The sequence below is a fragment of the Amycolatopsis mongoliensis genome, from assembly GCF_030285665.1.
In the GTDB taxonomy this organism is placed as follows: Bacteria; Actinomycetota; Actinomycetes; order Mycobacteriales; family Pseudonocardiaceae; genus Amycolatopsis; species Amycolatopsis mongoliensis.
In genome coordinates, this window is sequence record NZ_CP127295.1 from 8,929,347 (window position 1) to 8,950,846 (window position 21,500).

The 21,500-nt window shown below is 72.3% G+C and carries 21 protein-coding genes; 13 read left to right on the forward strand and 8 right to left on the reverse strand.

What is annotated here, in order from left to right:
- Window positions 1-23: 23 nt before the first annotated feature.
- Window positions 24-2,855: a helix-turn-helix transcriptional regulator gene (locus QRX60_RS42900; protein ID WP_285997200.1), complete on the reverse strand. Its 2,832-nt coding sequence runs from the start codon at window positions 2,853-2,855 to the stop codon at window positions 24-26.
- Window positions 2,856-3,875: 1,020 nt separating this feature from the next.
- Between QRX60_RS42900 and QRX60_RS42905 the strand changes: the two genes are divergently transcribed.
- Entirely contained in the window at window positions 3,876-4,886 is a 1,011-nt protein-coding gene (locus tag QRX60_RS42905; protein ID WP_286003815.1) for an ABC transporter substrate-binding protein, read from the forward strand.
- 125 nt (window positions 4,887-5,011) lie between these two features.
- Here the strand turns inward: QRX60_RS42905 and QRX60_RS42910 are convergent, their stop codons facing one another.
- Entirely contained in the window at window positions 5,012-5,419 is a 408-nt protein-coding gene (locus tag QRX60_RS42910; protein WP_285997201.1) for an STAS domain-containing protein, read from the reverse strand.
- Window positions 5,420-5,911: 492 nt separating this feature from the next.
- Here QRX60_RS42910 and QRX60_RS42915 point away from each other — a divergent pair, with 492 nt between their 5' ends.
- Window positions 5,912-6,736: a universal stress protein gene (locus QRX60_RS42915; protein ID WP_285997202.1), complete on the forward strand. Its 825-nt coding sequence runs from the start codon at window positions 5,912-5,914 to the stop codon at window positions 6,734-6,736.
- A gap of 44 nt (window positions 6,737-6,780) precedes the next feature.
- On the opposite strand, the gene QRX60_RS42920 is transcribed toward QRX60_RS42915, so the two are convergent.
- Entirely contained in the window at window positions 6,781-7,254 is a 474-nt protein-coding gene (locus QRX60_RS42920; protein ID WP_285997203.1) for a DUF5994 family protein, read from the reverse strand.
- Window positions 7,255-7,279: 25 nt separating this feature from the next.
- Entirely contained in the window at window positions 7,280-7,501 is a 222-nt protein-coding gene (locus tag QRX60_RS42925) for an RGCVC family protein (protein ID WP_285997204.1), read from the reverse strand.
- A 224-nt stretch (window positions 7,502-7,725) separates the two neighbouring features.
- On the opposite strand from QRX60_RS42925, the gene QRX60_RS42930 reads away from it, so the two are divergent.
- Genes QRX60_RS42930 through QRX60_RS42955 form a run of 6 tightly spaced genes read left to right on the forward strand, consistent with a single transcriptional unit; the run spans window position 7,726 to window position 13,056 of the window.
- Window positions 7,726-8,415 (forward strand): response regulator transcription factor, encoded by a 690-nt coding sequence (locus tag QRX60_RS42930; RefSeq protein ID WP_285997205.1) that lies wholly within the window; start codon window positions 7,726-7,728, stop codon window positions 8,413-8,415.
- The gene (locus tag QRX60_RS42935) at window positions 8,412-9,782 is read left to right on the forward strand and encodes a sensor histidine kinase (RefSeq protein WP_285997206.1); all 1,371 of its coding nucleotides are present in this window, start codon (window positions 8,412-8,414) and stop codon (window positions 9,780-9,782) included. Before QRX60_RS42930 ends, QRX60_RS42935 begins: the two co-directional genes overlap by 4 nt.
- Before the next feature lie 51 nt (window positions 9,783-9,833).
- Window positions 9,834-11,231 (forward strand): ferredoxin reductase family protein, encoded by a 1,398-nt coding sequence (locus QRX60_RS42940; RefSeq protein ID WP_285997207.1) that lies wholly within the window; start codon window positions 9,834-9,836, stop codon window positions 11,229-11,231.
- A 14-nt stretch (window positions 11,232-11,245) separates the two neighbouring features.
- Window positions 11,246-11,707, forward strand: coding sequence for an FMN-binding protein (locus QRX60_RS42945; protein WP_285997208.1), 462 nt, complete (start codon window positions 11,246-11,248; stop codon window positions 11,705-11,707).
- A complete protein-coding gene (locus QRX60_RS42950; RefSeq protein ID WP_285997209.1) occupies window positions 11,704-12,438 on the forward strand; it encodes an FAD:protein FMN transferase in 735 nt (244 codons plus the stop codon). The genes QRX60_RS42945 and QRX60_RS42950 overlap by 4 nt, the downstream gene beginning before the upstream one ends.
- A 51-nt stretch (window positions 12,439-12,489) precedes the next feature.
- Window positions 12,490-13,056: a DUF2231 domain-containing protein gene (locus QRX60_RS42955; RefSeq protein ID WP_285997210.1), complete on the forward strand. Its 567-nt coding sequence runs from the start codon at window positions 12,490-12,492 to the stop codon at window positions 13,054-13,056.
- A 48-nt stretch (window positions 13,057-13,104) separates the two neighbouring features.
- Here the strand turns inward: QRX60_RS42955 and QRX60_RS42960 are convergent, their stop codons facing one another.
- Window positions 13,105-13,878 (reverse strand): maleylpyruvate isomerase family mycothiol-dependent enzyme, encoded by a 774-nt coding sequence (locus tag QRX60_RS42960; RefSeq protein ID WP_285997211.1) that lies wholly within the window; start codon window positions 13,876-13,878, stop codon window positions 13,105-13,107.
- Window positions 13,879-13,979: 101 nt separating this feature from the next.
- On the opposite strand from QRX60_RS42960, the gene QRX60_RS42965 reads away from it, so the two are divergent.
- The 5 genes from QRX60_RS42965 to QRX60_RS42985 all read left to right on the forward strand — a co-directional run bounded on the left by QRX60_RS42965 (window position 13,980) and on the right by QRX60_RS42985 (window position 19,432).
- Window positions 13,980-14,420: a hypothetical protein gene (locus tag QRX60_RS42965; RefSeq protein WP_285997212.1), complete on the forward strand. Its 441-nt coding sequence runs from the start codon at window positions 13,980-13,982 to the stop codon at window positions 14,418-14,420.
- 101 nt (window positions 14,421-14,521) lie between these two features.
- Window positions 14,522-16,123, forward strand: coding sequence for a long-chain-fatty-acid--CoA ligase (locus QRX60_RS42970; RefSeq protein ID WP_285997213.1), 1,602 nt, complete (start codon window positions 14,522-14,524; stop codon window positions 16,121-16,123).
- Window positions 16,124-16,224: 101 nt separating this feature from the next.
- On the forward strand, window positions 16,225-16,767 hold the full coding sequence (locus tag QRX60_RS42975) for a UDP-N-acetylglucosamine 2-epimerase (RefSeq protein WP_285997214.1): 543 nt from the start codon (window positions 16,225-16,227) through the stop codon (window positions 16,765-16,767).
- Between the two features lie 63 nt (window positions 16,768-16,830).
- Window positions 16,831-18,069, forward strand: a complete 1,239-nt coding sequence (locus QRX60_RS42980) for an acetyl-CoA hydrolase/transferase family protein (protein ID WP_285997215.1) — start codon at window positions 16,831-16,833, stop codon at window positions 18,067-18,069.
- Window positions 18,070-18,244: 175 nt separating this feature from the next.
- Window positions 18,245-19,432, forward strand: coding sequence for a globin domain-containing protein (locus tag QRX60_RS42985; RefSeq protein ID WP_285997216.1), 1,188 nt, complete (start codon window positions 18,245-18,247; stop codon window positions 19,430-19,432).
- Between the two features lie 150 nt (window positions 19,433-19,582).
- Here QRX60_RS42985 and QRX60_RS42990 read toward each other — a convergent pair whose 3' ends face one another.
- From QRX60_RS42990 to QRX60_RS43000, 3 genes are all read right to left on the reverse strand, one after another.
- Window positions 19,583-19,993 carry a transposase gene (locus QRX60_RS42990; RefSeq protein WP_286003816.1) on the reverse strand — a complete coding sequence of 137 codons (411 nt, stop codon included), beginning with the start codon at window positions 19,991-19,993 and terminating at the stop codon, window positions 19,583-19,585.
- A 25-nt stretch (window positions 19,994-20,018) separates the two neighbouring features.
- Window positions 20,019-20,821 (reverse strand): IS5 family transposase gene (locus tag QRX60_RS42995; RefSeq protein ID WP_285997217.1). Its coding sequence is split into 2 segments (ribosomal slippage): window positions 20,019-20,485 and window positions 20,485-20,821, totalling 804 coding nucleotides; the frame shifts between segments, so codons are not numbered across the junction.
- A gap of 79 nt (window positions 20,822-20,900) precedes the next feature.
- Complete coding sequence (locus QRX60_RS43000) at window positions 20,901-21,446, reverse strand: hypothetical protein (protein WP_285997218.1); 546 nt, start codon at window positions 21,444-21,446, stop codon at window positions 20,901-20,903.
- Window positions 21,447-21,500: the final 54 nt, after the last annotated feature.

Below are 21,500 nucleotides of genomic sequence, written 5' to 3' on the forward strand. Positions count from 1 at the left end.
CGGGACCGCGGGTGGAGCCGGGTTCAGCCCGAGGCGGACTGGTGGCGGGCGGCTTCCCGCGCGATGTCGATGCGCGAATGCACGTCGAGCTTGGTCAGGATGTGCGAAACGTGCGTGCCGACCGTGCGCGGGGAGAGGTACAGGCGGGCCGCGATCTGCGGATTCGACAGGCCTTCGACCACGAGCGCGGCGATCCGGCCCTCGGTCGGGGTGAGGCTGTCCCAGCCGTGCGTGCTCTGGCGGTGCTTCACCGTCGGGCCGCGCCGGATCCCGAACGCCCGGAAGAGGGCGCGCAGCCTCGCCACGTCCCAGTGCGCGCCCAGCTCCGTGTAGAGGTCGAGGGCGTGGGTGAAGGCCGCGCGCGCCGAGCCGCGGTCTTCGGCCCGGGCTTCGGCGAACGCGATCGCGGCGGCTTCCAGTGCCTTGGCCCGGGAGAGCGGCCGGCCCGCGTCCCGGTACCCGTCGGCGGCCCGCAGCAACGTCGTCGCGTCCCGCTCGAGCAGACCGCGGCAGTACAGCCCCAGCGCGCGGCGGTGCGGAACGGTGGACTCGGCGGCGATCGCGCGCACCCGGGCCTCGATCTCCGCCCCGGTCCGCGTGTCGCCGAGCGTCGCGGCCAGCCGGGCGGCGTCCCCCAGCAGGTCCTCCCCCGCGTCCCCGCCGGCCAGCACGGCGGTCAGCACGGCGAGCGCCCGCTCCGGTGCGCCGGCGTGCTCGAACGCGAGACTGCGGGCCCGCACCAGGGATTCCACGACCCAGTTGCCGGTGCGTTCCGAGTACGGCGCCGCCCCGGCGAGGTGCCACCGTGCCGCGGCCGCCTCACCGCGGTGGAAGTGGATGATCGCGGCGACGCCGTGGTCGCAGCACACCACCCCCGGGTCCTTCTGGTCGTCCGGGAGGACGTCCACCTCGGCCAGCGCGTCGTCCCACCGGCCGGCGCCCAGCAGCAGCTGCCCGAGCGCGCTCTGGGCCTGGGTCAGGCGCACGACACTGCCCGTCCGGTCGGCCAGTTCGCGCGCCCGCTCGGCGGCGGCGAGCGCGTCGGGGTAGCGGTCGAGCGCGCCGAAGGTGACCGACTGGTTGATGTGCAGCAGCAGGGTGAGATCGGTCAGCGCGGGATCGCCCCGCGCGTTGGCCATCGCACGCTCGAACAGCGGCAACGCCGCGGTCCACTCGCCGCGCATCATCGCCACCAGGCTCAGCACGTGCAGCGCCCACCCCGTCGCCCAGCGATCTTCGGCCTGGCCGAGCTCCGCCAGCGCCGCGGTGGCGACCTCGCCCGCGGTGTCGACCTCGTCGAGATCGCGGTGCGTGCGCGCGATGAGCACCAGCAGCCTGGCCCGGTGCCGGGCCTGCAGACCCGGCCGGTTCGCCGCGGCGTTCAACGCGTCGAGGGACTCGGCGGACCGGCCGGTCGCCCCGCGGCACTGGACGACCGTCGTGTACAGGTCGACGAGCACGTCGGGGTCGCTGACGTGCTCCAGGCCTCGGCAGGCGATCCGCTCGGCCTGGGCGATGTTGCCCACCCGGTAGTACGCGTTGGCCAGCCGGCAGGTCAGCACGTCCGTCGCGGCGTCGCCGGGCGGCGCGTCGCGCACCGCCCGGCGCAGGAGCGCGACGGCGACCGCGGGTGCCTGGCCGATCAACGGCGAGGCGACGTCCAGCAACCACCGCACGGCCCAGGCAGGCACCGGCTCCCGGCTGTCCGTTGTGGACACCATCGGGAGCAGCTGCCGCGCGACCCGTTCGACCGGTGCGCTCGCCTCGGCCAGCGCCCACGCGGCGGCCTGGTGCCAGGCGATCCGGACCGCGGTCGGCATCTCGTCGTACAGGGCCCGGTGGATCAACGGGTGCCGGAAGGCCAGGTCGTCACCCGCCGCCACCAGCACCCCGGCGGCCCGCGCCTCGTCGAGGGCGGGCAGCAGGCCGGTGAGCGAGGTGCCCGTCACGGTCACGAGGTCCGCGACCGAGAAGCCGTCCCCGAGCAGTGCCGCCGCCCGCAGCACGGTCCGCACCTCCTCCGGCAGGAAGCCCAGCCGGTCCGCGATCGCCTCCGGCAGGGAGTCCGGCGTGGCCCCGCCGGACAGCTGCACGACGCCCTGGTCGTCGACGTCCAGGCACGAGCCCCGGGTCAGCGCGTCGAGCAGTTCGGTGAGGTACAACGGGTTCCCGGCCGCGCCGTCGGCCAGCCGCTCGAGCTCGGCACCCGGTGGACCGCCGGCCAGCGCGGCCACCAGCTCGGACACCGCCGGTTCGGCCAGCCGGCCCAGCCGCAGCCGCTCGCCCGGCCCGACGTTCCGGAAGAGCGACCGCAGGTCGTCGCGGCGCGGCACGGGGCGCAGCACGCCGATCAGGAGCAGCGGGAGCTGCCGGACCGAGCGAGCGAGCCTGCTCCACACGGCCACGGTCGTCCGGTCGGCCCACTGCAGGTCGTCGACGACCAGCACGGCCGGCCCGTCCTGGCAGAGCTCGTCCACCAGCGCGAGCAGCTGCTCGGCGGCCGCGGCCGCGAGGTCGGCGCCCTTGCCCGCGACGGCTCCGCCGTGCAGCAGCTCGGAGATGGCACCACGACGGGGATCCCGCGCGGCCGGTGTGATCCTCAGGGCGTCCAGGAGCGGCAGCAGGGGAAGCGCTTGCCCGAGCTCGTCGCCGGCTCCCCAGAACACCTGGCAGTCCGCACGGGTGGCGGCGGCGCAGCCGGCCCGGACCAGCGCGGACTTGCCGATCCCCGGCTCCCCGTCCACCAGCACCGCGCGGCCACGCCCCTCGGCAACATCACGGATCCAGGCGACCAGCCGGGACAGCTCACCATCCCGACCGACCAGCAGCTCAGTACCGTCCGTGAGCGGTCGCACACGGCGATAATAGAAGGAAAACTGTTCCCCAACAAGATGTACACTGCAGCCGCCCGGAACTCCGCCGGGAAACATCAATTTCGACAATTGTTCTGAATTGTGATCCCAGCGTGATTCCACCGTCTCACGCGGGTGGGTCCGCCGCCGGCCGCGTGTCGACCCGCCGCCTGACTCCACGCGGACCTCGCCCACCCCGAACAGCGTGCTCACCAGGGAAAAGAGCCCAACACCTGCGTCCAGCCGACCCGGCGGGCCCGGACGAAGCGGCGCGCAACAGTGTTTTGCCCGAAGAAACGAGGCATCACCACGACGTCGGCCCCGGTCGGGAATTTCCCAGCCGTAGCCGACTCGGAGCCCCGGAAAGATCCGTTCGATGGCTTCGACGAAGTCTTGACCATCTTTTTTTCGATCTCACCGCGGGCCTCCTTCGCGATTACCCCCGAAATCGCCAGAAGACCCGAAGCCGGCGACGACACCGTGCCGGCAGGTGCCCTCGGGCCACGTTTTCCGCACCCGGCGCGGGGGCCGCCGGACTCGTCCACGGCAACCCGGCCGCAGGCTCGCACCAGCTTCGCGACGGGCGAGGCGACGGATGCGCCACCCTCCCGCGCGCGACCGGGCTCGCACCCGCGCGGACCGATCGGAGATCTTCACGACGTCGCGGCGCGCGACCGCCTGATCGAATCGGCTTCGGCCGACGATCAAGCCGGCACCCGGCCACGCCGCCCGGTAACAGAAAGCGACCTCCCTGAAATCCGCGACCCCGGCGTCCGCCGTTGCAGGGAATCGGTGGCGCGTCACCTTCCCGCCGCAGCTATCCGTAGATCTTTTGATACCCGGCACGCAAAACAAGATCATTGATCACGTAGTCGCACCGCCATTCTGGTGAAATCCTGGTTCGGCGCACAGCACGCATTGTCAAGCGATGTCAAGGTCCCTACAGTGACCTGCCTGACACCGGGGAATGATTTTCGGACCTTCCTTGGATTCGGTACATCAACCTCCTTCGAGGAGCAGGCCTTGTTTGGAATCGCCAGGAGCAGTGGCCGGGTTCGTGCTTGCCGCGCCGCGCTCGCCCTCGCGGCTGTCACGGTCCTCACCGGTTGCGCCGCACTCGGTTCGACCAGCTCGGACACGTCGTCGAGCGGCAGCGGCTTGGAGAAGCCGACCCTGAAGGTCTCCATCCTCCCCACCACGGACCTCGCGCCATTTTGGCTGGCCCAGGACAGCGGCTACTTCAAGGACGAGGGCCTCACCGTCGACTCCGTCGTCGCCGCCAGCGGCCAGGCCTCGCTGGCGAAGTCGATCTCGGGCGAAGCCGACATCGCGTTCTCGACATATCCGCCGTTCTTCACCGCGCGGAGCAGCGGCGCCGCCGACATGCAGCTGGTCGCCGACGCGACGTCGGTCAACGCGAAGTCCAATGCGATCGTCACGGTTCCGAATTCGCCGGTGAAAACAATCTTCGACCTGGCGGACAAGAAGATCGCCATCACGGCCAAGAACACCGCTTCGGATCTTCTCACCCGCTCGGTGATGCAAGATCACGGCGTGGATTACAGCAAGGTGAAATGGGTGCTGATTCCGCTGCCGAACATCGCGGCGGCGCTGCAGCAGGGACAGGCCGACGCCGCGTACCTGCCGGAGCCGTACATCACGCAGGCCGCCAAGACGGTCGGCGCGATTCCCGTGATCGACATCAACTCCGGGGCGACCCAGGACTTCCCGCTGACCGGCTACGGCGCGACCAGGAAGTGGGTGCGGGAGAACCCGAAGACCCTGTCCGCGTTCCAGCGCGCCATGCAGAGGGCCACCCACGAAGCCACGAACGACCGCTCGAAGGTCGAGCCGCTACTGGTGAGGTTCGCCAAGATCGACGAGGACACCGCCAAGTTGCTCACCTTGCCGGGTTACGGCTCGACCCTGGACTCGCGGCGCCTGCAGCGGGTGCCGGACCTGCTGCTGCAACTCGGCGTCATCCCGTCTCCGATCGACGTCAACTCGATGATCGGACCGCAGGCGGGAAGATGACCCGGCGTCGGCCGGAGTTCTCCCGGCCCGGACGGGTCACCGCACCGGGACGGCGCCCACCGTGTCCGAACAGGACAGTGCGCGCCGGTCCTGGCGGGCGGCGCGGGGAAGCCGGAAACCGCGGATCACGGTGACCACGCGCGGGAATCTCCGGTCAGGGGAGCGGCGAGGGCCGCCGCACGCGAGGTGTGGACGGCCAGGATTTCGTGCAGCCGGAGGATCCGCAACGGCCGCCACGTCGCCCGCGTCGTCGCCACGATGCGCAGATCGGTCCGCGGGCCGGCCCGCCGGTGACAGGCGACCAGCACTTCGAGCCCCGCCGAATTCAGGAAGCCGACCCGCGAAAGGTCCACCACGAGCCGTTGCGGGCGCCGGCGCAGGATCACGTCGAGAGCCCGGTCGACCTCGGGCACGGCGTACAGGTCGAACTCGCCGTCCAGGGCCAGGATCGCGGTGTGACCGATCGTCTCCTCCGACAGCCTCAGGCCCGACGGGGGCGGCGGGGGCGGCGGCGTCCCGCGTGGGCCGGACATGACCGGTACCACCGGTGCCGACGGGAGGTCTTGGCCACGGAGGGTGGTCAGCGCGCTGAGTTTCATGGGGGTGCTCCAGGCGTCACCGTCCGGCTCTTCTCACATCGGACCCGGTGCTGGCCCGGTGCGGACGTCCGGTCGTCGGCTGTCGATCGTCGCAAGAGCGGGGACTGGGCACTTCGGCGCTGTCCTCCTCAGCATAACGCCCCCGGGCGCCGGTGACCGTGATCGTTCAGCTGAACTTCTTCCCCGAATGCGCGCTGCCCCGAATGCGCGCTGCCGCCAATCCGGACGGCACCGGCCGCCGACCGGGACTGTCCATTGAGGACATCGCGGATCAGCTCGGCGGAGACCGCACGCCCGGGCGGCGCCGGCGCACCTCCCGGATTTGGTCACCGGACGAAGGGTCTTCGTGCTCTGACGCGCGGACGCGCCAGGGGGCATGCTGGACGGCGTCGCCGTCCGGGCGGCGCTGGACAGCAGGAGGCGGCGATGGCCGAAAAGGCGAGGGCCGCGGTGATCGTCGGGGTGGATACTTCGGAAGGGGCGCTGCGCGCGGTCCGGTGGGCGGCGCAGGAAGCGGCTCGGCGCGGCACGGGCCTGCGGTTGTTCCACGCCTGCGCGGCCGAACCGGGCGACGAGTCCGGGTTCCTGTCCGAAGCCGTGACCCGGCGGACGCGCCACGCGGCGAAGATCGCCCGCACCGCGGCACCGGGCCTCGAGGTCGAAACCGACGTGCGGCCCGGGCTCGCGGCCGACCTGCTGCTCGCCGAGTCCGCGACCGCGCCCCTGATCGTGCTCGGCTCCCACGGCCTCGGCGGCCTGCGGGGCGCCCTGGTCGGTTCGGTCGCCCTCGGGGTCGCCGCGGCCGCGAAGTGCCCGGTCGTCGTCTTCCGCGGCCACGCCGACCCGAGGGGCCCGGTCGTGGTCGGCGTGGACTCCTCACCGGCGAGCGAAGCGGCGCTGCACTTCGCGGTCGACGCGGCGGTCGCGCGCGGCGTACCGCTGGTCGTGGTGCACGCCGGCCGCCGGCGTGCACCCAGCATCGAACCCTCCTTCGCCGACCAGCAGGCCGAGGACCGGCGAGAGCTCGAGGAGCTGGTCGCCGACTGGTCGCGGAAGCACCCGGAGCTGGAGATCACGACGCGGGTCGTCGAAGACCTCGAGCCAGCGCGAGCACTCATGGGGGTCGCGCCCGGCGCCCAGCTGATCGTGGTCGGCAGCCGCGGCCGCGGCCCCGTCGCCGGTGCGCTGCCGGCGTCGACGAGCAACGACCTGCTCGGGCACGCGACCTGCCCGGTCGCCGTCGTCCGTTGAGGGGGTAGCCGCGGACGGCCGACGTGCCTGAACGCCCGCGGCGCTCAAGCCGTTCCGGTGGCGGGGCCGAGGGCGCCGCTGGTGGTCAGGAGGAGCACGGCGGAGCCGACGGCGTCCGGCGCGGCGGCCGCTGCCAGCGCACGCTCCGCCGCGGCCGGGCCGGCGCCGGGCGGGACCACCAGCAGGGTCAGCCGGCGGATGCGCGGCCCGATCACGACGATCGTGTGCCGGTCCAGGCCGAAGAACCCGGCCAGCCGCACGAGACCGGTTTCGAGTGCGAGTGCCCGGGGCGTCAGATCCCACATCACCGGGTTGAAGCCGATCCGGTCCACCGGGCCCGAGTCCGCGGCGAGCGCGGTGACCAGGGCGCTGAATTCCGCGACCGGCTCCCGCGAGCGTGGCCACCAGGCACCGTCGAAGCAGCCCTTGACCGCACCCGGCGGTTTCACCCGCAGCCGCCGCTCCACGGCCAGGGAGCCGACGACGGGTCCCGCGGTGCTGTCCCACAGGGAAGTCATGGCCGGTGCTTCATGACGGAGTCATTCACTTCCGGACCCGCATCACCGTGGTCACCACTTGTTCCGGGGCGCCGGTGCAGACGCAACCGCGGTTGAACATGCCCGCCTTCGTCGCCGCGCAGAACCGGCGCGCGATCGTGTCGTGCGCTTCGATCGGATGGGGGCAGACCGCACAGGCGGCCACCGCCGGATCGCCGGGTTCGGCGACAGCGACGGCGACGCCGGGTTCGGCATCGATTCTCGACATACGGGATCTCCTCTTGCCGATGCCTGGCCATGCGAGCACGGTCCGATGAGCAGGCGAGAGAAGTCAGGACGCGCTGGAGACTCCGGCTTCGGGTCCCGGCTTCACGAATGCGCCGAGGTCCGGGGCGATACCTCCACCTTACGCCCGCGCCGCGAACCCCGAGCTCCCGGCCGCCCTCGCCCCGCCTCCGCGCCGCGGCCGTCACGCACAGGCATGATGACGGCATGCCACACCGTGTCCTGCTCGCCGACGACGACCGCGCCATCCGGGAATCGCTCGTGCGGGCCCTCGAACTCGAGGGCTACCACGTCACCGAGGTGACCGACGGCGTCAGTGCACTGGCCACGGCCCGGAAAGACGACTTCGACGTGCTGATCCTCGACGTCATGATGCCCGGCGTCGACGGCCTCGGCGTCTGCCGCGTCCTGCGCGCCGAAGACGACCGGACGCCGATCCTCATGCTCACCGCCCGGGTCGAAACGGCCGACCGGGTCGCCGGGCTGGACGCCGGCGCCGACGACTACCTGCCGAAGCCGTTCGAACTCGACGAGCTGCTCGCCCGCCTGCGGGCCCTGCTGCGCCGCACCTCCGCCGACGCCGGGTCCGCGCCCGTGCGGACGCTGCGCCTCGGCGAGCTGGCGGTCGACCCGGCGGCCCGGCGCGTCTGGTGGCGCGGCACCGAGATCACCCTGTCGAAGACCGAGTTCGACCTGCTCGAACTGCTGGTCCGCAACGCCGGGATCGTGCTCGACCGCACCACGATCTACCAGCGGATCTGGGGCTACGAGTTCGGCTCCGAGTCCAAGAACCTCGCCGTCTACATCGGCTACCTGCGGCGCAAGCTCGACCAGGCGGGCGCGACGGAGCTGATCCACACCGTGCGCGGCGTCGGCTACTCGGTGCGGCCGGCATGAACCTGCGCAGCAAGCTCGCGATCGCCTTCGCCGGAGTGGGCGCGGCGGCGGCGATCCTGGTCGGCTTGTTCAGCTACCAGGCGGCCTCGGAGCGCATCAACGCGGAGCTGGACCGGTCGCTGCTGACGACGTCGGCGGAGGTCGCCGCCGGTGCCACGCAGGTGCTCGCGCCGAGCCCGGTCACCCGAGGTCCCGACGACGACGACCACGACGAAGCCCAGCCGATGGTGGCCCAGGCGATCGCCCCGGACGGCACCGTCCGCCACGTCGGCGGCCGTCCCATCCGGCTCGCCGTGGACGACGCCGACCGCGCGCTCGCCGCGACGGGCGCCTTCGGCGACCGCCGCTACGACGACTTCACCGTCCAGCCGGACGACTACCGGGTCATCACCGTGGCGCTCGGCGGTGGCGGTGGCGCACTCCAGCTCGGCATCGACGTCGACGAGTCCCGCCACGTCCTCGGTGGGCTGGCTGCCCGGATCACCGCCGTCAGCGCGATCGTCCTGGTCGCGGCGGCCCTGGCCGGCTGGCTGCTGGCCCGCCAGATCACCCGCCGGCTGGTCCGGCTGACCCAGGCGACCGAGCAGGTGAGCGACGGCCGGCTCGCCGACGTCGCCGTCCCGACCGGCGGCCGCGACGAGGTGGGCCGGCTCGCGACGTCGTTCGACCGGATGCTCGGCCGCCTCGCCGACGCCCGCGCCGACCAGGAGCGCCTCGTCCAGGACGCTGCTCACGAGCTGCGGACGCCGTTGACCAGCCTCCGCACCAACGCCAGTGTCCTGCGCCGCTTCGCCGAGCTCGGCCCGGACGCCCGCGCCCGCCTGCTCGACGACGTCGACGGCGAAACCCGCGAGCTGACGCACCTGATCGACGAGCTGGTCGAACTCGCCACGCACCGTTACGAGGCCGAAGAACGCGTACCGGTCGAGCTGGGCGAAATCGTCGAGCGCGCCGCCGACCGGGTCCGCCGCCGGTCCGGCCGCACCATCGCGATCGACACCGACGGAACCATGCTGACCGGCCAGGCCAAGGCGCTGGACCGCGCGGTGTCGAACCTGCTGGAGAACGCCGTGAAGTTCGCTCCGGACGGGGCGATCGAAGTGGTGGCGCGCGACGGCCGGATCGAAGTCCTGGACCGCGGCCCCGGCATCGGCGACGTCCGCGTGTTCGACCGGTTCCACCGCGCGGACGCCGCACGCAGCCTGCCCGGCTCGGGACTGGGGCTGGCCATCGTGCGGGAGATCGCCCTGGCCCACGGCGGCTCGGTGTTCGCCGAACCGCGGCCCGGTGGCGGGGCCGTGGTCGGGTTCACCGTCGGGGACGATCTGCTCTTACCGGATTCTCACCCTCGTCACGTCGACGGCTAACCGCGCTCCTGAAGGGTGGTCGGAAAGGATCACCATCCCCGGGAGCGCCCGATGTCGACCAGCTTCGCCACGCACCGTGTCGCGTACCGGCGTGCCCGCCCGGTCCGCGCGTGGTGGCGGGACGTCGCCGGCCTGACCGCCTGGCTGAGCGTCCTGTTCGTGGTCGCGCTGTGGGTGTCCGGCCGCGGCCTGCAGGACCTCGGCTCCCCCGCCGGTTTCCTCACGTCCGCCGGGCGGCTCACCGGCCTGCTTTCCGCGGACCTCCTGCTGTTGCAGGTGCTGCTGATGGCCCGGATCCCCTGGGTGGAACGCAGCTACGGGCAGGACGAGCTGGCCCGGCGGCACCGGCTCACCGGGTTCACCTCGATCACGTTGCTGGCCGCGCACGTCGTGCTGATCAGCCTCGGGTACGCCATGACCGACCGGTCGGGTCTGCTCGGCGAAGTCTGGCTGCTCGTGACGACCTACGCGGGCATGCTCCTGGCGACCGCCGGGACCGCCGCGCTGGTCATGGTCGCGGTGACGTCGGTGCGCGCCGCGCGGCGGCGCCTGCGGTACGAGTCCTGGCACCTGCTGCACCTCTACGCCTACCTCGGCGCCGGGCTCGCGCTGCCGCACCAGCTGTGGACCGGCGCCGACTTCACCGCCTCGCCGGTGGCGACCGCGTTCTGGTGGACCGCCTACGGCGCGGCCGCCGGCGCGGTGCTGGTGTTCCGGCTCGGGCTGCCGGTGTGGCTCAACGCGCGGCACCGCCTCGTCGTCGACCAGGTCGTGCGCGAAGGCCCCGGTGTCGTCTCGGTGTACCTGCGCGGCCGGCAGCTCGAGCGCCTTCCCGTGGCGGCCGGCCAGTTCTTCATCTGGCGGTTCCGGTCCGGCCCGGGCTGGACGCGGGGCAAGCCGTTCTCCCTGTCGGCGGCACCGGACGGACACCGGCTCCGCATCACGGCCAAGGACCTCGGGCCGGGCAGCCGCCGGCTCGCCCGGCTGCGCCCCGGGACCCGTGCCCTGTTCGAGGGGCCCTACGGCAGGCTCACCGGAACCGTCCGAAAAGGACGGAAGCTGGCGATGTTCGCCTCCGGCATCGGGATCACGCCGCTGCGGGCACTGCTCGCGGACCTGCCGCACCGCCCCGGCGAAGCCGTGCTGTTCCACCGGGCCGGCCGGCCGGCGGACCTGCTTTTCCGGCGGGAACTCGAGGACCTCGCCGAGCGCCGCGGCATCAGGATCCACTACCTGCTCGGCCGCCGCTCCCGCGACCGCGCGTCGTGGCTCCCGGCGAACTACGCCCCGGTCCCCGACCACCAGGTGCTGCGCCACCTGGTCCCCGACATCGCCGACCACGACGTCTACGTCTGCGGCCCGGACGCCTGGACCGAAGCGGTGCTGGCGTGCGCCCGCCGCGCGGGCGTCCCCGCCGATCGCGTCCATTCCGAACGATTCGGCTGGTAGGAAAGGACTTCCCGATGCGCAGGATCGCCATCGTCTTCGCGGCGACCGTCTCGGTCGTGGTGCTGCTGTTCAGCTACCGCACCAGCACCGACCAGACCCCCGTCGCCACCGGGCGCCCCCTCGGCGGCGGCACGCAGCCGACCCGCACCACGAGCCCCGCCGCCCCCGCCACACCCGGCTCGGCCGGCTCGACCGGCGGGGACGGCACCTTCACCGGCAGCGCCGCCGACACCCGCTACGGGCCCGTCCAGGTCCAGATCACCGTCAGCGGCGGCAAGATCACCGACGTCCAGGCCATCGAGTACCCCCAGGAAAGCGGCCGCGACGTCCGGATCAACTCCGCCGCCGTGCCGGAGCTCAACCAGGAGGCACTGCAGGCCCAGAGTGCGCAGATCGACACGGTCAGCGGGGCGACCTACACGTCCGAGGGCTACCAGCAGTCCCTGCAGTCGGCGATCGACGCGGCCCACGGGTGACCAGCGCGTCCCGGCAGCGCCGGTCCTGGACCCGGCCCGTCATGGGCACCCAGGCCAGCCTCCACCTCCGCGGCCACGGCGTGGACACCGACCCCGCGGTCGAACCGGCCGTGGCCGCGGTGTTCGAGCACCTGCGCACCGCCGACGAGCTGTTCAGCACCTACCGTCCCGGCAGCCAGGTCAGCGCCATCCGCCGCGACGAACTCCCCCGTGACCGGTGGCACCCGTGGGTCACCGAAGTGGTCGGGCTCTGCGAACAAGCCCGGGAACGCACCGACGGCTACTTCGACCCGTGGCGGCTGCCCGGCGGCTTCGACCCGTCCGGGCTCGTGAAGGGCTGGGCGACCGAGAACGCCGCGGCCCACCTCGCCGGCCTGCACGGCTACGACCACTACCTCAACGCCGGCGGCGACATCATCGCCTCCGCACGCACGTCACCGTGGCGGGTCGGCGTCGAGAACCCCGCGGACCCGAACGAGTTCCTCGCCGTGCTCGACCTGCGCACCGGCGGCCTCGCGACGTCCGGCTCGGCCGCCCGCGGCGCGCACATCGTCGACCCGCACACCGGCCGCCACCCCAGTACCCTGCTGTCGGTGACGGTCACCGGCCCGACGCTGCTGTGGGCCGACGTCTTCGCCACGGCGGCGTTCGCCCGTGGCGGCAACGTCGCCCGCTGGGTCGCCGCGCTCGCGCCGGGTTACGAAGTCGCCGCGCTCGCCCGCGCCCCCTGACCCCGCTCCCCCGACGCCGAACGACCCGACCCGCACTCCACAAAGGACACCATGACCACCGTCAACGGCCTGCCCGCCCACATCCTGCTCGTGCACGCGATCGTCGTCCTGCTCCCGCTCGCCGCGCTGGTGCTGGTGCTCAGCGCGGTCTGGCCCGCCGCCCGGGCCAAGCTCGCGGGCCCGAACGCGATCCTGTCCGTGCTGGTGGTGATCCTGGTCCCGATCACCACCGAAGCGGGGGAATGGCTCGAACGCCGCGTCGCCTCGACCGCGGCGGTGCGCACCCACACCGAGCTCGGCGACACCGCCCTCTTCGTCGCGATCCCGGTCGCCGTGCTCGCCCTGCTGGTGTGGTGGCGACGCCGTGAAAGCCTCCGCGACCAGGCCGCCGACCCGGACTCGGCCGCCGCCGGCACCGGCTCGACCGCCGTCGCCACCCGCCGCCGCACTTTCCTCGCCCCGGCGTCGACCGCGGTCACGGTGGTGCTCTCGGTGCTGGCGGTCGTGGCCGCGGGCGCGGCGTGCTACGACGTCTACCGCATCGGCGACTCCGGCGCGCAGGCCACCTGGCAGGGCCAGTTCAGCGCCACCCCGACCCCGCGCGGCCCGGAGCGTTGAGCCGCGAGGCCCCCGGCTCCCGACCGAGCCGGGGGCCCGCCCGCCCGGTCAGAAGCCGGGGAACACGCGGCGCAGGTCGTCGAGCGTGATGCTGCCCTCGACGGTGACGCCCTTGTCGTACGGTGCCTTCAGCCGACCGCTGACCAGCCGGACGAACGCTTCCGCCGGCCCGGTGAACGTCGCCGAAGGCGCCTCGAGGTCCTCCACCACGGTGACCGAGTCGTCGATCACCAGAGCGGCCCCCGGCACCGCGACGGACACCGGGGCCGCCAGCTCCTTCGGCTTCGCGACGAAGCCCAGTATGAAACTGACGGGCCCGGTCAGGAGGTCGACGAGCACCTCGGCCGACCCGGCGTGCACCGCGGCGTCCGGGTCGAAGGCCACGCGCACGTCCCACGAGTGGTTGGCCACCTCGCTGAGCCGCATGCCCAGGGCGGTCACCAGCGGGACCGGCTCCGGCAGGAACCCGAGGTCGACGGTCAGCGACGAGCGCTGCTCCGGCGTGAGCGCCTCGACCGTCTCGAGCCAGCGGCCGTTGTGCTCCAGGAAGCCCTCGGCCTGCACTCGCGGCGCGGACGCGTCCCAGCGGGCCCAGATCGTCTGGTTGTCTTCGGCGGCCACGGTCTCTCCGGCGGCCCGGGCGATCGGCGCGCGGCCGATCTCCGCGCCGCTGCCGAGGTGGGACAGGACCTGGGCGACGGTCCAGTCGGTGGCACCGCTGGTGGCGGCCAGCTGGTCGTCGGTGAAGGTGCGGACGAGGCCGGCGAGATCGTCGTGCTCGGAGCGGAGGGCGGCGATCGTGCGATCCACGAGTTGACTCATGCCACGCTCAACTCCCGGAGGAACGCCTGTGTTCCGTGCCGCCGGGGCGCTCGCCCGAGTGCGGTGCGCGGGCCGGCGGCCGGGCAGGCTAGTTTGCCCGGATGAGTCTCCTCGATGACGTGGCCGAGCGCGACGGCTGGCGCTGCTGGGTGTGCGACGAACCGGTCGACCCCGGCATGTCGGTGAACGACCCGCGGGGGCCCAGTGTCGACAGCCGGACCGCCGACCGGAAGGCCAAGCTCGCCGAGCGGCTCGCGCACCGCGGGTGCAACACCCGCAAGGGCGCGGTCAAGGTGGTCATCGCCTGGCCGGACCGCCTGCACGTGGTCGACCCCGCGCCGCTGATCACCGTGGCCGGGCGGCTGGAGCGCAAGGGGGGCCGCGAGATGGTGGCCCGGTGCCCGACCGAGCAGGACGCCCGGGAAGCGGCGGACTGGCTGGTGGACCGGTTCTCCCGGCTGGTACCGGGAATGCCGGTGACCGCCGGCGTCGAGGCGGGCGGCGGCCAGTTCCTCGTCATCCTGGCCACCGGCCGTCGCTGAGCGGGTCTCACCGAGCGCGGGCCTTGTGGACCCTGCCGCGGCGGTCGTGATAGAAATAGAACGTGTTTCACTTCTGACCGCCGGTGCTTGGAGGTGCGCGGATGAGCGTCCCGACCGTGACCGAGCTGCTGCTGGCGCGCGCCCAGGACGAGCGTCCGGGCCTGCGGTTCGAGGACGAGACGTGTTCGTGGGCCGAGCACGTCCGGGCTTCGGCCCGCCGCGCGGCCGACCTCCGGGAGACGTTGCACCCGGACAAACCGCCGCACGTCGGGATCCTGGCCGACAACGTACCGGCCTTCTCCGTCCTCTTGGGCGCCTGCGCGTTCGCCGGGGCGGTGCTGGTGGGGCTCAACCCCACCCGGCGCGGGGAGGCCCTGGCGCGGGACATCCGGCTCGCCGACTGCCAGTTCGTGCTCGCCGAACGGAAGTACCGGCCACTGCTGGCCGGACTGGACCTCGGCGGGATCGGCGTGCGGGACCTGGAATCGTGGCCGTCGGCGAACGCGTCACTCGATCCCGTCCCCGCGTCGGCGGACGACCTGCTCATGCTGATCTTCACCTCCGGCACCAGCGGCGACCCGAAGGCCGTGCGCTGCACCCAGGGCAAGATCGCGTTTCCCGGCGCGATGCTCGCCCAGCGCTTCGGGCTGTCCACATCGGACACGGTCTACGTCACGATGCCGATGTTCCATTCCAACGCCATCATGGCCGGCTGGGCGGTCGGGCTCGCGGCGGGCGCCGGCATCGCCCTGCGCCGCAAGTTCTCCGCATCCGGTTTCCTGCCCGACGTTCGGAAGTTCGGCGCCACCTACGCCAACTACGTGGGCAAGCCACTGTCCTACGTGGTCGCCACTCCCCCACGCCCGGACGACGCGGACAACCCCCTGCGCCTCGTCTACGGGAACGAAGGAGCGAGCGCCGACCTGACCGCGTTCGAGAAGCGCTTCGGCTGCAAGGTCGTCGACGCCTTCGGCTCCACCGAGGGCGGAGTGGGTTTCTCCCGCACGGACGACACACCGCCCGGCTCCCTCGGCAGGCCGGCCGGCGACGTGGGCATCCTGCACCCGCACACCGGCCGTCCGTGCCCGCCTGCCGAGTTCGATCCCGACGGCCACCTGGTCAACGCCGAGGAAGCCGTCGGCGAACTGGTCAACACCACCGGCGCCGGCTGGTTCGCCGGGTACTACCGCGACCCCGAAGCCGACGCGGAGCGGCTGCGCGACGGCCGGTTCCACACCGGTGACCTCGCCTACGCCGACGCCGACGGATTCTGCTACTTCGCCGGCCGGCTGGGCGACTGGCTCCGCGTCGACGGGGAGAACCTCGGCACCGCTCCGATCGAGCGAATCCTGCTGCGGCACCCCGCGATCACCGACGCGGCCGTCTACGCGGTCCCCGACCCGGTGACCGGAGACCAGGTGATGGCGGCCATCGTCACCGACGGCACGCCCCTGGACCCCGCGGACTTCGCCCGTTTCCTCGCCGGCCAGCCCGACCTCGGGCCCAAGCAGGTGCCCCGGTACGTGCGCACGGTCCCGGAACTTCCGCGGACATCGACGTTCAAGGTCCTCAAGCGCCGGCTCTCCGCCGAGGGCCTGAACTGCGCCGACGTGCTCTGGCAGCGGGCGGGGAAGGACATCGCCTACACCGCCCGGTCGTCCGCGGAAACCCTGCCCGGAGGTGACCCGATCGCCTCCCGGTGAGGTGCCCGGACCGGTCCGCGATCGCCTCGAGCGCTGACCCCCGCGCCGGCCGCCTCTTCGAGGAGCCGGTCCGTTTTGCGCCACGCGTTGCGGCCTGCCAGGTGGCGGCCGCCGCGACCCTGGTGATCTCCGATTCCGGCGGCATCCAGGAGGAGGCGCCCAGTTTCGGCGTCCCGGTGCTGGTGCTGCGCGACGTCACCGAGCAGATGGCGGCCGTCGACGCCCGCTGCGCGCTGCTGCTGGGCACCGACCGCGGCCGGGTCACCGACACCGCGACGCGCCTGCTGACCGACGAGGACGCGCGCCGCGCCATGACGGCCTCGGGCAGCCCGTTCGGGGACGGCTTCGCCGCCGAACGCGCCGAACAGGCCGTGGCCTGGCTGCTGGGCTTGGCCGCAGAACCGGTGGTGGCGGCCGGGCGGCAGGGGGAGGGGGACGCGGCCCGGGCCACCACCACCGTTCTGGACGAGGGCGCCGCTGCGGGGTTTCGGGGCTGCGGACGGTCCCTCGACCTTCAGGATTCTCCTTCCCGGTGCCGCATCTCAGTGCACAAAGTCCCTGCGGGAGAAGGACAAAGACCCACGTCGACGGCGGCCGGCAGGCCCCATGATCATCGCTGCCGGGACCGGGCGGTTCGGGCATGATCGACCAAGACGACGAACGCGAGGCCGCCGCGAAACGGCACGGCGGCCGAGAACGGGGTGCTGATGCGGTTCTTGTCCGAGGCGCAGCTGGGCGCGATGCTGGCGGGGGTGCCGGGCCCGGCGCCGCGGGTGGTCGTCAGCGGGAACTTCGCGACGCCGAGGCGCGCGCTGGCCATTTTGGACGCCGCGCTGCCGGAGTACCGGCTGTTCGCCCTGAACGCGCAGGCGGGCGTGCCGGACCGGGAGGGTGTGCTGCTCGAGACCCCCTTCGTGGGGCCGGGGATGCGGCACCGGGCCGGCCTGCGGTACTTCCCGTGCCGGTTGTCGCTGGTGCCCGAGCTGCTCAAGCAGTCGCTGCCGCCGGATGTCGTCCTGGTGCACACCTCGCTGCCGGTGGACGGCACGGTGTCGCTGGGGACCGAGGTCAACCTGCTGCCCGCGGCGATCGAGGCCGTCCGCGCCCGTGGCGGCCTGGTGGTGGCGCAGCTCAACCCGAACATGCCGTTCACCTACGGCGACGGGGTGCTGCCGATCGGCGAGATCGACTACGCGCTGGAGGTCGACGAGCCGCTGCTGTCACCCGAGCCCCGGCCGCTGGGCGACGCGGCGCGGACCATCGGCGCGAGGGTGGCCGAGCTGGTGCCGGACGGCGCGACGCTGCAGCTCGGGATCGGCGGTGTCCCGGACGCGACGCTGGCCGCGCTGACCCGGCGCCGGGGCCTCTCGGTGTGGTCGGAGATGTTCAGCGACGGCGTCCTCGGCCTCGACCGCGCCGGGGCACTGGACCCGGCCGTCCCGGTGACGGCGTCGTTCGTGTTCGGCAGCGACGAGCTGTACCGGTGGATCGACCGCAACCCCCGCGTCCGGCTGCTGCGCACGGAGAAGACCAACGATCCCGCCGTGATCGCCCGCCGGCGCTGTCTCGTCTCGGTGAACAGCGCGCTGGAGGTCGACCTGTTCGCCCAGGCCAACGCCAGCCGGGTGCGCGGCTCGATCCACTCCGGCTTCGGCGGCCAAACCGACTTCGTGGTCGGGGCGTTGCACTCCCCCGGCGGCCGGGCGGTCATCGCGCTCCCGTCGTGGCACCCGAAGGCGAACGTGTCGACGGTCGTGCCCCGGCTGGCGGGCCCGGTCACGTCGTTCCAGCACAGCTTCATCGTCAGCGAGCACGGCACCGCGACCATCTGGGGCAACGACTCGAGCGAGCAGGCCCAGCAGATCGTGGACCGGGTGGCGCACCCGGACGTCCGCGAGGATCTCCGGGCCCAGGGCCGTGAACTGGGGTTCTCCCTCCGGGGGTGACCCGGCTGGGCCCAGAGGTTGGCCCGATCGGCCGAATCCCCTTGATGACCAAGGTCCTCACCTTGGTGCCCGAAGATCCCTGGGGACCCCCCGCGCGCCCCGGCAGGATCGGGAACGAGACCGGTCGCACCCGCATCGGCGAAGCCCGGTCGTCTTCCTCGAAGAAGGAGAATCCTTGCTGTCCCCAGCATCCGCCGCGGTGGTTCGCGCCACCCTGCCCGTCGTCCGCGCGCACGCCGTGGAGATCACCGGTGAGTTCTACTCGTCGATGTTCGCCGCGCACCCGGACCTGCTCGACCTGTTCAACCAGGGCAACCAGGCCGACGGCCGGCAGCAGCTCGCCTTGGCGTCGGCCGTGGTCGGCTTCGCCGGGCACCTGCTCGACGAGGACGCGGTGCCGTTCGACCGGATCGCCGAGCGGATCGCCCACAAGCACGTGTCGCTCGGCATCAGGGCCGGGCAGTACCCGATCGTCGGCCATCACCTGCTCACCGCCGTCGGCACCGTCCTCGGCGACGCGGTCACGCCCGAGATCGCCGCGGCGTGGCACGAGGTCTACTGGCTGCTCGCCTGCCGGCTGATCGCCGCCGAGGCCCGCCTCTACCAGCGCGGCGACCTCGACCCCGAGCACCTCTGGCGCCGCTGGCGGGTGGCCAAGCGCCTCGACGAGGCCGTCGACGCGGTGTCGTTCACCCTGGTGCCCGACGGCGGCGCGGCCGTTCCGGACTTCGCGCCCGGCCAGTACGTCTCCGTCGCGGTCGACCTGCCCGGCGGGCGTCGCCAGCTTCGCCAGTACTCGCTCTCCCACGGCCCCGGCCGGGGTTCGCTGCGGATCACCGTGCGCCGGGTCCGCGGCCGCGACGGCGCACCGGACGGCGCGGTGTCCCACCACCTGCACGACCACGTCACCGAAGACCAGACCCTGCTGCTCGGGCCGCCCGCGGGCGAGACGACGCTCGCCCCCGGCGACGGACCGGTGCTGCTCGTCAGCGCCGGCATCGGGATCACGCCGATGGCCGCCATGCTGGACCACCTCGCCCGTACGCAGCCGACCCGGCGGATCGTGCTCGCCCACGCCGACCGCTCGCCCGCCCACCACGCGCTGCGCCGCGAATGTGCCCAGACCGCGATGGGCCTGGCCGAGGTCGACGAACTGTACTGGTACGAGCACGACCACGACGACCGTTCACGCCCCGGCCGCATGGACGTCGACGCGCTGCCGCTGTCCCCGGGCACGACGGCCCACCTGTGCGGCCCGCTGCCGTTCATGCACGGGATCCGCGCCGGGCTGATCCGCCGGGGCCTGCCCGCCGACCGCATCCGCTACGAGGTGTTCGGTCCGGGGATGCTCGACCGGGACTGACCGGAGCCGGTACGGGTCGGGCGATGTCTTGAAGCTGGCTGGGAGTCGTCCTGTAGGTCATCGGAGCCAAAGCACGATGGCGGCGATGGTGGGTTCGGGCTGGCAGTAGGCGACGCGTTTGGCGTTGCGAGTGGCCAGGTCACGGAACTGTCAGAGCCGGTTGAAGCGGCGTTCGACCACGTTGCGCTGCTTGTAGACCTCGACATCGAAGGCTGGTGGTCGCCCGCTGCGGGAGCTTTTGGCGACGCGGCGGGCGGTCTGGTCATCGCGTTCCGGGCTGAGAAACCTGACCCGCCGGTCCCGCATCGCCGCCCTGGACGAGGAATGGGAATACGCCTTGTCCGCGACCACCGTCTCAGGCCGGCAGTGTGGCGGGCCTGCTCCAATCCGAGCCGCGCTGATGCCGCCCAGCAACGGAACCAGCTGCGGATTGTCCCCCGCTTGGCCCGGGGTGGAAGGCGAGGGCTTCGGTCTGGTCGCTGCATCCCCTTTTTCCGGGCGCCAGCCGAGTGCCGATGAGCCCGGACCACGCTGGAATCGGGCCGAGACGTTCCACTCGATGTCGCCGACGGCGTCGTCTTGGAAATCAGTTCAGAATGAGCTTGCGTAGGCAGATGATCGAGCATGCGAGGCTGAAGATGGCTTGGTGGAGGTCGGCTCGGCGTTCGGTTCGGATGCGGAGCCTGCGAAAGCCTTTGAACCAGGCGAAGGTGCGTTCGACTGGCCAGCGGATCTCGCCCAGGCCGGAACCGTGTTCGACACCGCGGCAGGCGATCAACGGGGTGATGCCGCCGGCTCGGACCAGGCGCCGGTACTTGTCGTGGTCGTAGCCGCGGTCGGCGTAGAGCCGCCGTGGCCGGCGACGTGGCTTGCCGACCACGCCCCGGATGGGTGGGACGGCGTCGAGCAATGGGATCAGCTGGGTGACATCGTTGCGGTGCCCGCCGGTCAGGGTGACGGCCAGCGGGGTGCCGTGTGCGTCGGTGATCAGGTGGTGCTTGGAGCCGGGTTTGCGTCGGTCGACCGGGCTCCGTCCGGTGTGGTCCCCCCTTTGAGTGCTCGCAGATGAGTGGAGTCGACCAGCATGGCCGACAGGTCGAGCAGCCCGGCGGCGCGCAGCTCGGCGAGCAGTTGCTCGCGCAGTTGCTGCCAGGCTCGGCTCTCGTGCGACTCGGCCAGCCGTCGCCAGCACGTCGCGCCAGAGGCGCCGAACAGAGCGGTGGGCAGCCTGTTCCAGCCGATGCCGGTGCGCACGACGTAGAGGATGCCCTCCAACGCTGCTCGATCATCCGCACGCCTGCGACCTGGATGGCGAAAACGCCGCGGATACACCGGGATCAACGGCTCCAGCCGGTCCCACAGCTCGTCGGTCACAACCTCCTCGCGCATCCCGTGATCCTGGAACATCCAACACTGCACGCAAAGCCGACACACGAACTCATTCTGAACTGATCTCTTAACTTGAGTTTTAACCTGTTCGGCGGGGTCGTGGGTTGCTTGACTTGGTGTTCTTGCCGCGTTTGGGTTTCTGCTTGTTTGTGCTGGTGACGGTGTGGACGTCGTGACGTGCTGCGGGCTGGTGGTTAGGCAGTCCGGCGGGGCGTCCGGGGCCGGGCCGGGAGAGTTTCGGGACACCGGCCGGACAGGCGAGTTGTGGACGTAGGTTCCGAAATCCTCGACGGATCCTGGCTGGGGTGAGCCGCTGAGCGGGTCGGGGTTTCTCCCAGGGGCGGCGCAGGTCGGTGGTGAGGTCGCGGGCGAGCCGGAGTTGGGTGTAGGCGGTGAGAAGTAGCCAGGTCCAGCGGTCGGCCGCCTCGGGTGAGCGAAGTTTCGGGGTGGTCCAGCCGAGGGTTTGCTTGAGCATGCGGAAGGTGTGCTCGATGTCGAGTCGGCGCAGGAACGCCTGCCAGGCCAGATCGACCTCGGCGTGGTCGAGACCGGTGCGGGAGTGCCAGAGCCACACGGGTTTCGGGATCGCGCCGGAGGGCAGGCGCTCGACCTGCAGTCGGATCACGGTGCCCTCGATGACTGGAAGGGCACCGTCGTGGCCGGCCCAGGCGATGCGGTG